17 protein-coding genes are annotated in these 13435 nt (G+C 60.2%); 8 read left to right on the plus strand and 9 right to left on the minus strand.

The features are described from left to right. Positions 1-54 precede the first annotated feature (54 nt). The 4 genes from HX790_RS06990 to HX790_RS07005 all read right to left on the minus strand — a co-directional run bounded on the left by HX790_RS06990 (position 55) and on the right by HX790_RS07005 (position 3327). Positions 55-246, minus strand: a complete 192-nt coding sequence (locus HX790_RS06990; protein ID WP_003172956.1) for a PLDc N-terminal domain-containing protein — start codon at positions 244-246, stop codon at positions 55-57. A 67-nt stretch (positions 247-313) separates the two neighbouring features. Continuing rightward, entirely contained in the window at positions 314-844 is a 531-nt protein-coding gene (locus HX790_RS06995) for a hypothetical protein (protein ID WP_017137821.1), read from the minus strand. A gap of 41 nt (positions 845-885) precedes the next feature. Next, a complete protein-coding gene (locus HX790_RS07000; RefSeq protein ID WP_017137822.1) occupies positions 886-1401 on the minus strand; it encodes an ankyrin repeat domain-containing protein in 516 nt (171 codons plus the stop codon). 99 nt (positions 1402-1500) lie between these two features. Continuing rightward, positions 1501-3327, minus strand: coding sequence for a long-chain-acyl-CoA synthetase (locus HX790_RS07005; protein ID WP_176991387.1), 1827 nt, complete (start codon positions 3325-3327; stop codon positions 1501-1503). Positions 3328-3720: 393 nt separating this feature from the next. Between HX790_RS07005 and HX790_RS07010 the strand changes: the two genes are divergently transcribed. After that, entirely contained in the window at positions 3721-3999 is a 279-nt protein-coding gene (locus tag HX790_RS07010) for a DUF3509 domain-containing protein (RefSeq protein ID WP_016970113.1), read from the plus strand. Between the two features lie 62 nt (positions 4000-4061). Here the strand turns inward: HX790_RS07010 and HX790_RS07015 are convergent, their stop codons facing one another. The 4 genes from HX790_RS07015 to aroC form a co-directional block, all read right to left on the minus strand. Further along, positions 4062-4331 (minus strand): response regulator transcription factor, encoded by a 270-nt coding sequence (locus HX790_RS07015; protein WP_017137824.1) that lies wholly within the window; start codon positions 4329-4331, stop codon positions 4062-4064. Positions 4332-4539: 208 nt separating this feature from the next. Beyond that, a complete protein-coding gene (locus HX790_RS07020; RefSeq protein WP_138454054.1) occupies positions 4540-5070 on the minus strand; it encodes an acireductone dioxygenase in 531 nt (176 codons plus the stop codon). Further along, on the minus strand, positions 5067-6230 hold the full coding sequence (locus HX790_RS07025; protein ID WP_017137826.1) for an MFS transporter: 1164 nt from the start codon (positions 6228-6230) through the stop codon (positions 5067-5069). The genes HX790_RS07020 and HX790_RS07025 overlap by 4 nt, the downstream gene beginning before the upstream one ends. A 73-nt stretch (positions 6231-6303) precedes the next feature. Beyond that, positions 6304-7395: a chorismate synthase gene (aroC, locus tag HX790_RS07030; RefSeq protein ID WP_099548922.1), complete on the minus strand. Its 1092-nt coding sequence runs from the start codon at positions 7393-7395 to the stop codon at positions 6304-6306. 143 nt (positions 7396-7538) lie between these two features. On the opposite strand from aroC, the gene HX790_RS07035 reads away from it, so the two are divergent. After that, the gene (locus HX790_RS07035; protein ID WP_099548921.1) at positions 7539-8501 is read left to right on the plus strand and encodes an alpha/beta hydrolase; all 963 of its coding nucleotides are present in this window, start codon (positions 7539-7541) and stop codon (positions 8499-8501) included. A gap of 99 nt (positions 8502-8600) precedes the next feature. After that, positions 8601-9407 carry a hypothetical protein gene (locus HX790_RS07040; protein ID WP_099548920.1) on the plus strand — a complete coding sequence of 269 codons (807 nt, stop codon included), beginning with the start codon at positions 8601-8603 and terminating at the stop codon, positions 9405-9407. Between the two features lie 77 nt (positions 9408-9484). On the opposite strand, the gene prmB is transcribed toward HX790_RS07040, so the two are convergent. Continuing rightward, a complete protein-coding gene (gene prmB, locus HX790_RS07045) occupies positions 9485-10393 on the minus strand; it encodes a 50S ribosomal protein L3 N(5)-glutamine methyltransferase (protein ID WP_058420625.1) in 909 nt (302 codons plus the stop codon). A gap of 239 nt (positions 10394-10632) precedes the next feature. On the opposite strand from prmB, the gene HX790_RS07050 reads away from it, so the two are divergent. From HX790_RS07050 to HX790_RS07070, 5 genes are all read left to right on the plus strand, one after another. Then, positions 10633-11223, plus strand: coding sequence for a cysteine hydrolase family protein (locus HX790_RS07050; RefSeq protein ID WP_017137831.1), 591 nt, complete (start codon positions 10633-10635; stop codon positions 11221-11223). Between the two features lie 136 nt (positions 11224-11359). Then, positions 11360-11680 (plus strand): hypothetical protein, encoded by a 321-nt coding sequence (locus HX790_RS07055; protein WP_017137832.1) that lies wholly within the window; start codon positions 11360-11362, stop codon positions 11678-11680. Between the two features lie 75 nt (positions 11681-11755). Continuing rightward, positions 11756-12313 (plus strand): Smr/MutS family protein, encoded by a 558-nt coding sequence (locus tag HX790_RS07060; RefSeq protein ID WP_017137833.1) that lies wholly within the window; start codon positions 11756-11758, stop codon positions 12311-12313. Positions 12314-12391: 78 nt separating this feature from the next. Continuing rightward, positions 12392-12937 carry a GTP cyclohydrolase I FolE gene (gene folE, locus HX790_RS07065; RefSeq protein WP_003442011.1) on the plus strand — a complete coding sequence of 182 codons (546 nt, stop codon included), beginning with the start codon at positions 12392-12394 and terminating at the stop codon, positions 12935-12937. A 102-nt stretch (positions 12938-13039) separates the two neighbouring features. Next, positions 13040-13411 (plus strand): glutathione S-transferase N-terminal domain-containing protein, encoded by a 372-nt coding sequence (locus HX790_RS07070; RefSeq protein WP_017137834.1) that lies wholly within the window; start codon positions 13040-13042, stop codon positions 13409-13411. The last annotated feature ends 24 nt before the right edge of the window (positions 13412-13435 follow it).

A 13435-nucleotide genomic window follows, 5' to 3' on the forward strand; every position in this document is an offset into this window, starting at 1 on the left:
AAGACAGTTGCTCCCACATTGACTGTGCCCACTCTAGATGGAGTGGGTGAACGATCAGATCCGCACGTTACCGCGCGGCCCGGCAATGGCCCAGATAATCAGACCCAGTACCGGCAGCAACAGGATCAGCAGGATCCACAGCACTTTGGCGCCGGTGCTGGCGCCACTTTTGAACACGTTGATGATCGCCCAGATATCCAGCGCCAGGATGATCAGGCCGATAAGACCGTTGAAAGTGGAACCCATGGTGTCGCTCCTAAGTGAGGGCATGCACTTGTAGGATAGTCAGCGTTTGCCTGGGTTCCGTTTTATTTCAGACGTGCACAGCGACTTTCAAGGCTTCCAGTGACGGCTCGGCCTTGATCCCCACTTCGGCGCACAGTTGCAACACGCGCGGCAGGTCATTGCCGTACACCAGCACCGCCTGGATCTCGTCATCGAGCAATTGGCTGAAGTTAAGCAACACATAGCCGCCATCTTCGGGGCTCAACGCGCTCATCTGGATCTGGATGCGGTTCAGCGCGGTGAGGTCTTCGGTCTTGGCCAACTGCTTGGGCTTGAGGTTGAACGCCACGCCCGGGCCGAACGAGGCGACGATCTGCGCGAACAGATCGCCATAGGTGTCGGCCTGGAACAGCACCGTGTCCGGCAGGCTGCCAACCACTACCCACTCACCCAGAGGGATAGGGAACGTGTCGTCGTAGTTGATATCCGGGTTCGCCGCCAGAAACGCCACCGGGTCCGCGTAGGCTTGGGCGGCTTCTGTGGCGATGCGCGCCACCTCGTCCTCGCCCATGACGCCGGCGCTGATTTTGCTGATAAGTTCGACGAGGGCGGTTTGCATGGGAAGGTCCTGTGGCGGGCTGGTTTTTGAGGGCGCGTAGCCTACACTAGTTTCTGCAACCGTGCCGCCGTATCCGCCGCGCCCATGGTTTGCGCGGCAGCCAGCGCGGTCGCGCCCTGGGCATCGACGGCCTTGGGGTTGGCGCCCTGGCCGAGCAGGTAGTCGACCATTTCAACGCGGTTGAACATAGCGGCCAGCATCAGCGCTGTGCGCCCGTCCGGGGAGGTTGCATCCACCGGCGCGCCGCCGTCGATCAACGCCTTCACCACCGGCAGGTTGCCTTTGAAAGCTGCACCGGCGATCGGCAGCTGATTTTTGTCGTTGGCAATCAGTGGGTCGGCTTTGAACTCGAGCAACACTTTTACCGCTTCGACATGGCCGTGGTAGGCAGCGAGCATCAATAAGGTGTCGCCGTTGTGATTACGAAAATTGGCCGGCAAGCCTTTGGCCAGCAGCGCAGCCAGCATCGCTGCATCGCCTTTGCGGGCCACATCAAAAACCTGCTCGGCGAATTCGGCGGCTTCATCGTCGGTCATTTGTTTGGGCTGGTCTGACATGCGGGGGCTCCTTGTCTGCGAATGTGTATAAGGCGCTCAGTGTCGCGAGGGAGTTCCCCGCTGTCATGGCTTTTTTGTCAAAAGCATTCATAGCCAGAATCAATAACGGAACTGCCCGCCCTGGATCTGCGCCAGTAATAGCCCGGTGACCGGTACATAACTGTCGGAGCCGGGCAGCCACGCGTACACCGGGTCGTTACCGGCCTTGTCCGGGTCGAAGGCTTCCTCCTTGAGCTTGACCTTCTGGTATTTGAAGGTGCCGGTGGTTTCCATCTTGACCTTGATGCGCAAAAACAACGGCACCGCATAGTGCGGCAACTGGCCGTGGGCAAACTGCAACAGCTCACGCATGTCCAGGGCCGCCAAGGACTCGCTTGGCGTGATGGCGACCATGCCTGCGCGGCCATTGGTGTTCTCGATCTCGACGCCATAGGCCACCACTTCGGCGATCTGCGGGTGCTGCAGCAACACGTTTTCCACTTCGGTGGTGGAGACGTTTTCGCCCTTCCAACGGTACGTATCGCCCAGTCGGTCGACAAATTGCGCATGGCCAAAGCCAATACTGCGTAGCAAGTCGCCAGTATTGAAGTAGCGGTCACCCTTCTCGAACACGTCCGTGAGCACCACCTTGCGGTTCTTTTCCGGGTCGGTGTAGCCGTCGAACGGCGACTTTTCATCGATCCTGGCCAGCAGCAAGCCCTGCCCGCCAGTTTGCACCTTACGCAGGAAACCATCGCTGCCACGCAGCGGCTCACCGGTTTCGTGGGAGTACTCCACCAGCGCCCAATGCTGCAGGCAAAAGCCGATGGTGTTATCGAAATTCAGCACATTGGTAAAACCGATGTTGCCGTCGCTGGCGGCATACAGCTCGCAGATGTGCTCGACGCCATAACGCTGCTTGAACTGCGCCCAGACACCGGGACGCAAGCCATTGCCGACCATCTTGGTGACTTTATTGTCGCGATCCTGCGCACTGGGCGGCTGGTCCAGCAGGTAGCGGCACAGTTCACCGACATACCCCAGGGTGGTTGCGTTGAATTTGCGCGCATCGTCCCAGAACTGGCTGGCGCTGAATTTACGCCGGATGGCGAAACCCGATGCGCCGATAATCGCCGAACCCCAGCACACGCACAGGCCCGTGGCGTGGTACAGCGGCAAAGTGCAATACAGAACGTCGTGCGGCCCCATGTCGAGGGCGATGCTGCCGAAACTCACCGCCGTCTTGGTCCAGCGCCCGTGCTTCATGATGCCGGCCTTGGGCAAACCGGTAGTGCCGGAGGTGTAGATATAGAAGCACGGGTCGTTGAAGAAGATTTGTCCGCTGCTGGCCGGGTTGTCCACCGGGCTGTCAGCGCTGGCGGCCATCAGGTCGGTGTAGCCCAGCGGCACCGCGTTTGAGGACTGATCCGCCACAAACCAGCTGCGCTCGGCCGCAATCGACACTTGCTCGCGCACCACCGCATAGGCGTCTACCAATTCTGCACCTGCCACGATCGCCGCCGGGTTCACCAGGTGAAGGCTGTGCACCAGCGCCGCCTGGGTTTGCGCGGTGTTGAGCATGGCGCAGATACCGCCCAGCTTGGCCACGGCCAGTACGCTGAGGAGCAGTTCCGGGCGATTTTCAATAAACAGCGCGACCACATCACCTTTGCCGATGCCCTGCTCATGCAGGTAATGCGCGATACGATTGGCGCGCTGGTTGGCTTCGCGGTAGCTGAGCACGCTGTCGCCGTACAACAACGCCGCGCCGTCGGGGTTGCGCAACGCAGCCTGTTCAAAGTGCCAACCGAGGCCACAAGGCTGCGCGGGGTCGGTGACATTCGCGGCGCGCATGCCACGCACTACGCGTGGCAAAGCTCGAACAATCGCAGGCACCTTACGTAAGAGCTTGCCCCACGTGATCATGTCGTCTTGCTGATGGCTCATGGCGGAACGTCCTTTTTCTTATTCTTCGTATGATCCAGACATAGCGGCAGCCCTATAGGCAGATGCCGAATGCCATGCGGGAAAATACGCCTGCCATTCTTTGACTGTACATGCGGGATTTGAAAAGTTTTGTATCCCGAGTCGGCTTCCACCGAAAAGGAATTTTGCCCAACCGAGGCGGTCTTTATCTTCGAGGCTGACCTGAAACAGCTGGCGCGAATAACGCAAAATGCAGGATGCACGATGGCCATTCATGCAAATTGCACGAAACCGAAAATCTGTAAAATTTTTAACTAATTGATTTATAACGACTTTTTCAGATATCCAATACTGGCACAATCACTGCACCTATCTCTCCATGCTTGCCAACTTGAGCCAACGGAGCTGATAGACATGAGCCTGATCCAAGATAAATTCGCTTCTGTATTCTCCCAATACGACGTCACCACTCAGCCACGTCCAGACGGCGGTATCCTGCTGACCCTGCGCAACAGCGAAGGCAAACAGGTCAAGCGTTCGATCTCGTATCAACAGCTGCACACCGCTGACCAACTGACCTGGGTGATCAGCGCCATCCGCCGCGACCTGGCCGAACAAGCCAGTGAGCTGCCACAGATTTCGATGCTGCAAAGCCAGAACCGCTTTGCCCTGCCGACCTACCACTCGGCATAAACCACCGATAACCAAAAAGGGCCGCGACGCTTACAGGCGTCGCGGCCCTTTTTTGTGTGGCTTCAGCACAAGCCTTGTCGGCTGGCCTCATTCATCGCCTGTACGCGGTTGGTGACTTCCAGCTTGCCGTAGATATTGCGCAGATGGAATTTCACCGTGGCTTCAGAGGTTGCCCGGATCTGACTGATTTCCCAGACGGTCTTGCCTTCCGAGGCCCAGCGCAAAATTTCCAGCTCTGTCGGGGTGAGGGGCTTGCCGCCCAGGCTCAGACGTCTTCTAACGGTCATCGGCGCGTCCACCGGCGTGCGACACGACTGTTCTGGGCCACTCATTGTGCTCTCTCCTTTTGTAGTGGATGCCCTATCACCTTTCGGATTCCTGCTATTGACAGGTGATATAAACATCGAGTCTGCAGAGAGTTACATAACGAATGGATTGAAAGCACAGGGCGCAGCAGAAACAGCTACGCCTTACAGATAATCAGGCTTATTCCCACAACAACTTCCAACTTGCCTGGGTTGAACATTTAAATATCTGTGCTTAGTCGTCCAAGCCCGGGAAGCCATCGGCAATAGCATCGCCGGTGAGTTGAGGCTCACAGCCTTTAGCTGTGTTGAACAAACGCAAGGTGACAAAGTGCGGGTTCTCGCCCATGTCAAACCAATGCGGCACGCCGGCCGGAATCACCAGCAGGTCATTTTTCTCACAACGTACGGCATACACATAGTCGCCCACGTGCACGTTGAACAGGCCTTGGCCTGCGACGAAGAAACGCACTTCGTCTTCGCTGTAGCGGCGTTCACTGAGGAATTGCGCACGCAGTTCAATGTTCTGTGCCAGATCGCCCGCCGCCCTAAGCACCTCCACGGCGGCGTAGCCAAGGGCGTCGATCTGCGGCTGGTACGCGGCGATCATGTCTGCGTCGCTGGCGCCCTTCTCAATCGGCGCCGGCTGCCAGCGCGCAAAACGCACACCGTGGTCGGCCAGCGTCGAGACGATATCGTCGAAATGGGTCAGGACCTTGTTCGGGGTATCCGGTGTGGCGGCAGCGTAAACAGCGACATAACTCATTGCTCGGTTCCTGTAGTCGGTTCTTGCAATCGAAGGCCAATGATAATGGCGGCGGCCAGGGCGGCGACGCTGGCGATGCTGAAGGTCAGGGTCGGCCCCAACAGGTTCCAGCTGTAGCCGGCGTAAAGGGCGCCCAACGCGCCCCCGGTGCCGGCCAGCGCGGCATACAGCGCCTGGCCCTGGCCTTGTTGTCTGGCGCCGAAACTGCGTTGTACAAAGGCGATGGCGGCCGCATGAAAGCTGGCGAACGTGGCGGCGTGCAGCACTTGCGCCAGCAGCAATACCCAGAAGATTTCAGCGAATGACCCCAGCAGCAACCAGCGGATAGCCGCCAACACGAAACTGGCCAGCAGCACCCGCCGCACCGAAAAACGCGTCAGGATCCGGCTCATGGCCAGGAACATCAGCACCTCCGCGACCACACCCAGCGCCCACAGCATGCCGATCACGCCACGGCTATAACCCAAATGTTCAAGGTGCAGGGTCAGGAACGTGTAATACGGGCCATGGCTCATTTGCATCAAGGCCACGCAGGCATAAAACGCCAGTACGCCGGGGCTGCGCAATTGCTTGAGGAAACCGTCACCGGCCAGGCGATTGCCCTGGACGGCGGGCTGCGCGTTCGGCACCCACAGGCTGGCGCCAATAATGCCGGCCATGATCACCACGACCACCACCGGGTAAATGTCCAGGCTCAGCCCGTCGAACAGGCGGCCCATGATCACCACGGTGAGGATAAAACCGATGGAGCCCCACAGGCGGATCTGGCTGTAGCGCGCGGTTTGCTTTTGCAGGTGCGCAAGCGTGATCACTTCAAACTGCGGCAACACCGCGTGCCAGAAGAACGCATGCAGTGCCATCACCAGGGCCAGCCAGGCGTAGGTTTTGCTGAAGAAGATCAGCGAGAAACTCGCCAGGGTACACACCGCGCCAAAACGCACGATGGCCAGGCGCCGGCCGGTGTAGTCGCCGAGCCAGCCCCACAGGTTGGGCGCCACGCAGCGCATCAGCATGGGGATGGCCACCAGCTCGCCGATACGCGCGCTGGAGAACCCCAGGTGGTCGAAGTACAGCGCCAGGAACGGCGCCGTCGCCCCGAGCAGGGCGAAGTAGAAGAGGTAGAAGCTGGAGAGGCGCCAGTATGGGAGGCTTTGCGTCATATTGTGGGGGGCTGCTGCGCAGCCCAGCGGGAGCAAGCTCCCTCGCCACAGCAAGCTCGCTCGCCACACACCGTCACAGCTGGCCCAACACCGGCGTACTCACCTGCACATCGGCGTTTTGCCCACGGTTGCGCAGCAGGTGGTCCATCAACACGATGGCCATCATCGCCTCGGCAATCGGCGTGGCGCGGATGCCCACGCACGGGTCGTGGCGGCCCTTGGTGATCACGTCCACCGGGTTGCCATGCACATCGATCGAACGGCCCGGCGTGGTGATGCTCGACGTGGCCTTGAGCGCCAGGTGCGCAACAATCGGCTGGCCGGAGGAAATACCGCCGAGGATGCCGCCCGCGTTATTGCTGAGGAAACCTTGCGGCGTCATTTCATCGCGATGCTCGGTGCCGCGCTGGGCGACACAGGCAAAACCGGCGCCGATCTCCACGCCCTTGACCGCATTGATGCTCATCAGCGCGTGGGCCAGCTCGGCGTCGAGGCGGTCGAAGATCGGCTCGCCCAGGCCCGGTTTGACGCCTTCGGCGACCACGGTAATCCTGGCACCCACCGAATCCTGATCGCGGCGCAACTGGTCCATATAGGCTTCCAGTTCCGGCACCTTGTCCGGGTCGGGGCTGAAGAAGGCGTTGTCGTCGACGCTGTCCCAGGTCTTGAACGGGATCTCAATCGGGCCCAATTGGCTCATGTAGCCACGGATCACGATGCCCTGGGTGGCCAGGTATTTCTTGGCGATGGCACCGGCGGCCACGCGCATGGCGGTTTCACGCGCCGAGCTGCGGCCACCGCCACGGTAGTCGCGCTCACCGTATTTGTGGTGGTAGGTGTAGTCGGCGTGGGCCGGGCGGAACAGGTCCTTGATCGCCGAGTAGTCCTTGGACTTCTGGTCGGTGTTGCGGATCAACAGGCCAATGGCGCAGCCGGTGGTGCGACCTTCGAACACGCCGGAAAGAATCTCGACTTCGTCGGGCTCCTGGCGCTGGGTAGTATGGCGGCTGGTGCCGGGCTTGCGGCGGTCGAGGTCACGCTGCAGGTCTTCCAGAGACAACTCGAGGCCTGGCGGGCAGCCGTCGACAATGGCGACCAACGCCGGGCCATGGCTTTCGCCCGCGGTGGTGACAGTGAACAGCTTGCCGAAGGTATTGCCGGACATGCAGGGCGCTCCGTGAAATCAGTTGAATCAACTCAACCGTAATAACTTAAGGCAGCCAGTATACGCAGGCTAACCGAGTAGTTCATCCTCGAAACCTTACCGGTAGACGTTGGTCCAACCGGCACCTTCCTGATGATGGCGTGATGATGCTGCGAGTTTTGCTTTTGACCCTTACCCTGTTTTCCAGCCTTGGCTTCGCCGCCTCCCCCGTCGTGCTGCAACGGCCGATCAGCCTGGACACCGGCAGCGGCGAGCTGTTTGGTTCGCTGCTGCTGCCAAAATCCGACAAGCCCGTGCCCGTGGTGCTGATCATCGCCGGCTCCGGCCCCACCGACCGCAACGGCAACAGCGCCGATGGTGCGCGCAACGACAGCCTCAAGCGCCTGGCCTGGGTGCTGGCGCGCAATAACATCGCCAGCGTGCGCTACGACAAACGCGGCGTGGCCGCGAGCCTGGCCGCCACCCCCGACGAACGCAACCTCACCCTGGACGCCTATGTGGCCGATGCGGTGGCCTGGGGCAAGCTGCTCAAGGCCGACAGCCGCATGGGCCAGTTGATCGTGCTGGGCCATAGCGAAGGTGCGCTGGTCGCCACCCTCGCCGCGCCGCAACTCGACCCGGCCGGGGTTATTTCGCTGTCCGGCAGCGCCCGGCCGGTGGACCAGGTGATCCGCCAGCAACTGGCCGATCATCTGCCCCCTGCCCTGTTGCTGCGCAGCAATGAAATTCTCGACCACCTTAAGGCCGGCCAAGTGGATGCCGATGTACCGCGCCCGCTGGAAGGCATTTTCCGCCCCAGTGTGCAGCCGTACCTGATCAGCCTGTTTCGTGCCGACCCGTCGGCCGCCTTCGCCAAACTGAACATGCCGGCTCTGATCATCCAGGGCACCAACGATATCCAGGTCGGCGTGGCGGATGCCCAGCAGTTGCAAGCGGCCAAGCCCGACGCGCAACTGAGCGTGATTCAAGGCATGAACCACGTGATGCGCATCGTGCCCAAGGATGTAAAGGAACAGCTTGAGTCGTACAACGACCCCAAACTGCCCCTCGCCGCCGAGCTGGGCCAACGCATCGTGCGCTTTATCGACGGACTTCAACCCCGTTAAGCGATTATTTGCCTCCAGTCCTGAATAAAACGGCCGATAAGCCCAGAGTCGACAGTAAAAAGACTGTCGGCTCGCCGGGCTTGGACAGGATCGCGCCGCATGACTACCACCGAAGCAACACCCGAATCTACCGCCGACACCCCGGCCGAAAAACCCGAGGCTGTCGAGGCCGCGGCCCTGCCGTGGGCGGACGTTCAGGCCGAACACTTCAAGATGCTGCGCCTGGCGCCCCTGGCCACTGATCGTGCCACCGGCGCACGGCCGCTGCGGTTCGTACAGTTTGGCTATACCGAACGCCATGACAAGAAACACAGCCTGTTACGCATGGTGATCCAGTTGCCCGGCCAACGTGTGCGCCGCGAGCAGAACCACCTGGATATCTGGGTCGATCACGAGACGCACCGTGTGCACTTCGGCCCGGGTAACAGCCTGGAAATTGAACCGGCCAACCGTGGCCTGGGACGCTTTCTGGTGGCACAGGCCGCCGCGTGGGCGAAAAAGAAGTGGTCACATTACCGCGTAGACGGCGTGGACCTCGCCAACAAGGATGCACTCAACGAAGCCACGCGCCTGCGTCGCGATCATTTCCTGCGCATCCAGGGTTTTGATGTGGCCTACGCCGATGTGCAGCACCTCAAAGGAACCGTGCAACCCGGCAAAGTCAGCGAAGTGCTGGACAGCTGGAACACCGAGAAGGTGCAGTACGTGGAGATCCTCGAAGCTGCGCAAATGCTGCAGCAGGCCGAGCAGAACCTGGCCGAGCATGAAGTGAAGCTGCGCAAGGAAGAAGAAAAGGTCACCAAGTTCAAGCGCGAGGACAGTGGGCTGCGCTTTACCATTACGTGCCTGGTGGCGTTTACGGTGTTTCAGGCGGGGCTGTTGATCTGGATTGCCACACACCGCTGAAAGGTTGGAATGCATTCCAAATGTGGGAGCTGGCTTGTCGGCTCCCACACTGATCGCGTTCCTATTGCGGAATGAAGTTAAACCCGCGCCGCAAACACCGCCTGATGCGCCCGGCACTGCTCAGCCGTCAGCATGAACACACCGTGCCCGCCGCGCTGGAAGTCCAGCCAGGCAAAGTCGACTTCCGGGTACAGCGCTTCGACGTGCACTTGGCTGTTGCCGACTTCAACAATCAGCAAGCCCTTCTCGGTCAGGTGGTCGGCGGCCTCGGCCAGCATGCGTCGCACCAGGTTCAGACCATCGTCGCCGCAGGCCAGGCCCAGTTCCGGCTCGTGCTGGTACTCATCCGGCATGTCGGCGAAGTCTTCGGCATCCACGTACGGCGGGTTGGACACGATCAAGTCAAAACGCTGGCCCGGCAGGCCATCGAAGCCGTCGCCCTGCACGGTGTAGACGCGTTCATCGACACCATGACGCTCAATGTTCTGGTTAGCCACTTCCAAGGCTTCGAAGGACAAGTCGCCCAGCACCACTTCGGCGTCCTGGAACTCGTAGGCACAGGCGATGCCGATGCAACCGGAGCCGGTGCACAGGTCGAGAATGCGCGCCGGCGGCTGGGCCAGCCATGGCTCGAAGCGGTTTTCGATCAACTCGCCAATCGGTGAACGCGGGATCAACACGCGCTCATCGACAATAAACGACATGCCGCAGAACCAGGCTTCCTTCAACAGGTAGGCGGTAGGGACACGCTCGTGGATACGCTTGTGCAGCAAGCGCTGCACATGGGCGACTTCCTCTTCTTCGAGGTTGCAGTCCAGGTAGCTGTCGGCAATTTCCCAAGGCAGGTGCAAGGCGCCGAGCACCAATTGCCGGGCTTCGTCCCAGGCATTGTCGGTGCCATGCCCGAAAAACAGGTCTTCCCCATGGAAACGGCTGACAGCCCAACGGATGTGGTCGCGCAACGTGCGCAGGCGGGAGGTAATCACGGGGGCAAGCTCCTGGAAAAAACGACTGGCGATTCTAACAGCCTTCGCCTGTACCGACGATGTACGAAAACCCTTCACCATCTGTCGGAAATCATTCAAATTGCCATCATTGCGCTGATCAAGCCCACCTCTTGACATGGCTGCACGTCAACAACGGCGTACCTTACGATGGTAGCGATTCACAGAACCGCTCAGCCAGTGGACAATGTGACAAAAGCCCCCCTCACAGGAGCCCCAGAATGTCCGTTCCAAAGACGATGTTTCAACTCAGCGGTCGCGGTTACGCAGCAGCCAACCTGAACCATGCGACCCTCGTGATCATCGACGCCCAGAAGGAATACCTCAGCGGCCCACTCGCCCTGTCCGGCATGGACGCGGCGGTCGACAACATCAAGCAGCTTGTGACAGCCGCGCGTAATGCCGGGCGCCCGATCGTGCATGTACGTCACCTTGGCACCGTCGGGGGCCTGTTCGACCCGCAGGGCGAGCGCGGCGAGTTTATTCCTGGCCTGGAACCCCAAGGCGATGAAACCATCATCGGCAAACTGCTGCCCAGCGCGTTCCATGGCACCGGCCTGGAGAAACACCTGCAAGACCTCGGCTCCCTGGATTTGATCGTCTGCGGTTTCATGAGCCACTCCAGTGTCAGCACCAGCGTGCGCGCCGCCAAGAACCTGGGCTTTCGCTGCACCCTGGTGGAAGACGCCTGCGCCACCCGTGACCTGCCTTACAAAGGTGGCATCCTGAGCGCCGAGCACGTACAGCAAACTGAAATGGCCATCATGGCTGACAACTTCGCCACCCTCGCGTTGACCAAAGATCTGATCTGATCGCCCTTGAGATGAGCGGCGTATTTATTGCCCCGCTCATCCGCAAAGCCCTCTCATTTGGCGCATTTACCGCTGCTGTCGGAACAACCTGTGTATCTTCCGGTCGAAGGGCCGATACCCTGGAGGAAAGGTCGGAATGAAGATATCCGATGGTTTTGACGCTCGTCGCTTGCGCCCCAAAGGCCCGAGCAATTGGCGTCTGCGCCTGGTAGCCGGCTTTGCCGCGTTGCTGGCCATTGTAGGTTTGCTGTTGGCCGGCGCTGGTGGCGCCGGCCTGTTTGGTCATTCGCCGGCCCTTGGCGAGTTGAATGCCAGCCCCGGCGGTTCGACTATCCTGTTGGTAATCGGACTGCTGGTGCTGTGGTTGGGTGTGTGGTTATGGCGTCGTAGCCGTCGGAAAATGCGTCAGCCGCTGTCACTGAACATCGCTTCGCACTTGATGAAAAAGCACGGCTGATGGCGTTTGGATAGCGTTTCCTGCGCCCTGGCCGCCGCGATTTAGGTAAACTGCCCGCCCTTCGCGGAGGCTCACATGCAAGACGACGATTTTTCCCTGTTCAAAAACGAGCTGCGCGGCGTCAAGCCGATCAAGCATGATCGTGCCGACACCGGTAAACCCAAGGCCGACCGGGCGCAGATCGCCAAGTTGCGCCAGGCCGCGACCGTGCGCACCGACGCCACCACGGTGGATGGCCTGTCCGACCAGTTCGTGATCGATGTAGGCCCCGAAGACGAGCTGATGTGGGCTCGCGACGGCGTGCAGGAAAGCCAGATGCGCAAGCTCAAGATCGGCCAGATCCCGTTCGAAGGCAGCCTCGACCTGCACGGCATGAACGTGGAAAAAGCCCGCGAAACCCTTTGGGCCTTCCTGGCCGAAGCGACCAAATTCGAAATCCGCTGCGTGCGCGTCACCCACGGCAAGGCCGTGCGCCTGGACGGCAAGCGTCCCATGATCAAGAGCCACGTCAATACCTGGCTGCGCCAGCATGCCCAGGTACTCGGTTTTACCTCCTGCCAGGCCCGCCACGGCGGCGCCGGTGCGGTGTATGTGATGCTCAAGCGCACCATGATGGAAGGGCGCGACGAGTAACAAGTGCCATCGTCAGGCTTGCAGCGATGTGCCCGCCACCGTAACCTTGCGCTTTGCGAAAATCCCACAGGTAGTTTCATGTCCCTGGAACAGAATTACACCGCGATCCTCGGCCAGCTCGGCGAGGACGTTTCCCGCGAGGGCCTGCTCGACACGCCAAAGCGTGCCGCCAAGGCGATGCAGTACCTTTGCCGCGGCTATGAACAGACGCTGGAAGAAGTCACCAACGGTGCCTTGTTCAGCTCCGACAACAGCGAAATGGTGCTGGTCAAGGACATCGAGTTGTACTCGCTGTGCGAACACCACCTGCTGCCGTTTATCGGCAAGGCGCATGTGGCGTATATCCCAAGCGGCAAAGTGCTGGGCCTGTCGAAGGTTGCGCGGATTGTCGACATGTATGCGCGCCGCCTGCAGATCCAGGAAAACCTCAGCCGCCAGATCGCCGATGCAGTGATGCAAGTGACTGGCGCCCTGGGCGTGGCGGTGGTGATCGAAGCCAAGCACATGTGCATGATGATGCGCGGTGTGGAGAAACAGAATTCGTCGATGATCACTTCGGTGATGCTGGGTGAGTTCCGCGAAAACGCGGCCACCCGCAGCGAATTCCTCAGCCTGATCAAGTAACAGGCTGCGTAAGGAAAAGCCGGCGTTCATCGCCGGTTTTTTTCCGCCCGCGAAATTCAGGTAAGCTGCGGCCCCTTCTTCATGGGCAAGAGGTTTTCAGCCATGTTCGTCAAAGCACTTCGAGTGGGTCTCGGCCAAATCATCATCGCGGGCGACTTCCTGACCCGCCCGCGCAAAAAGCAGCGTTCTGCCGAGCAACAGGCACAGGTCAACGCGGCGGCCAAGGAACTGACGCTGTATCAGTTTCACGCCTGCCCGTTTTGCGTGAAGACTCGCCGCACCCTGCACCGCCTGAATGTGCCGGTGGCGCTCAAGGACGCGAAAAACAACGAACAGGATCGCCAGACCCTGCTGGAGCAAGGCGGCAAGATCAAAGTGCCGTGCCTGCGTATCGAAGAGAATGGCCAGACCACCTGGATGTATGATTCCAAGGTAATCATTGATTACCTCGACAAGCGGTTTGCCGCGGTCTGACAGCCGCTGAAGACCCCAAGTGGG

Source organism: Pseudomonas sp. IPO3747, from assembly GCF_013385245.1.
GTDB classification, from domain to species: domain Bacteria; phylum Pseudomonadota; class Gammaproteobacteria; order Pseudomonadales; family Pseudomonadaceae; genus Aquipseudomonas; species Aquipseudomonas edaphica.

What these genes read in the sequence shown, in the direction of transcription:
- HX790_RS07040 (WP_099548920.1), top strand. Translation starts at nt 8,601, where the DNA reads ATGACTACCACCGAAGCAACACCCGAATCTACCGCCGACACCCCGGCC.
- HX790_RS07035 (WP_099548921.1), top strand. Translation starts at nt 7,539, where the DNA reads ATGATGCTGCGAGTTTTGCTTTTGACCCTTACCCTGTTTTCCAGCCTT.
- HX790_RS07070 (WP_017137834.1), top strand. Translation starts at nt 13,040, where the DNA reads ATGTTCGTCAAAGCACTTCGAGTGGGTCTCGGCCAAATCATCATCGCG.
- HX790_RS06995 (WP_017137821.1), bottom strand. Translation starts at nt 844, where the DNA reads ATGCAAACCGCCCTCGTCGAACTTATCAGCAAAATCAGCGCCGGCGTC.
- HX790_RS07050 (WP_017137831.1), top strand. Translation starts at nt 10,633, where the DNA reads ATGTCCGTTCCAAAGACGATGTTTCAACTCAGCGGTCGCGGTTACGCA.
- HX790_RS07005 (WP_176991387.1), bottom strand. Translation starts at nt 3,327, where the DNA reads ATGAGCCATCAGCAAGACGACATGATCACGTGGGGCAAGCTCTTACGT.
- HX790_RS07055 (WP_017137832.1), top strand. Translation starts at nt 11,360, where the DNA reads ATGAAGATATCCGATGGTTTTGACGCTCGTCGCTTGCGCCCCAAAGGC.
- HX790_RS07000 (WP_017137822.1), bottom strand. Translation starts at nt 1,401, where the DNA reads ATGTCAGACCAGCCCAAACAAATGACCGACGATGAAGCCGCCGAATTC.
- HX790_RS07020 (WP_138454054.1), bottom strand. Translation starts at nt 5,070, where the DNA reads ATGAGTTATGTCGCTGTTTACGCTGCCGCCACACCGGATACCCCGAAC.
- folE (WP_003442011.1), top strand. Translation starts at nt 12,392, where the DNA reads ATGTCCCTGGAACAGAATTACACCGCGATCCTCGGCCAGCTCGGCGAG.
- aroC (WP_099548922.1), bottom strand. Translation starts at nt 7,395, where the DNA reads ATGTCCGGCAATACCTTCGGCAAGCTGTTCACTGTCACCACCGCGGGC.
- HX790_RS07015 (WP_017137824.1), bottom strand. Translation starts at nt 4,331, where the DNA reads ATGAGTGGCCCAGAACAGTCGTGTCGCACGCCGGTGGACGCGCCGATG.
- HX790_RS07060 (WP_017137833.1), top strand. Translation starts at nt 11,756, where the DNA reads ATGCAAGACGACGATTTTTCCCTGTTCAAAAACGAGCTGCGCGGCGTC.
- HX790_RS07010 (WP_016970113.1), top strand. Translation starts at nt 3,721, where the DNA reads ATGAGCCTGATCCAAGATAAATTCGCTTCTGTATTCTCCCAATACGAC.
- HX790_RS06990 (WP_003172956.1), bottom strand. Translation starts at nt 246, where the DNA reads ATGGGTTCCACTTTCAACGGTCTTATCGGCCTGATCATCCTGGCGCTG.
- HX790_RS07025 (WP_017137826.1), bottom strand. Translation starts at nt 6,230, where the DNA reads ATGACGCAAAGCCTCCCATACTGGCGCCTCTCCAGCTTCTACCTCTTC.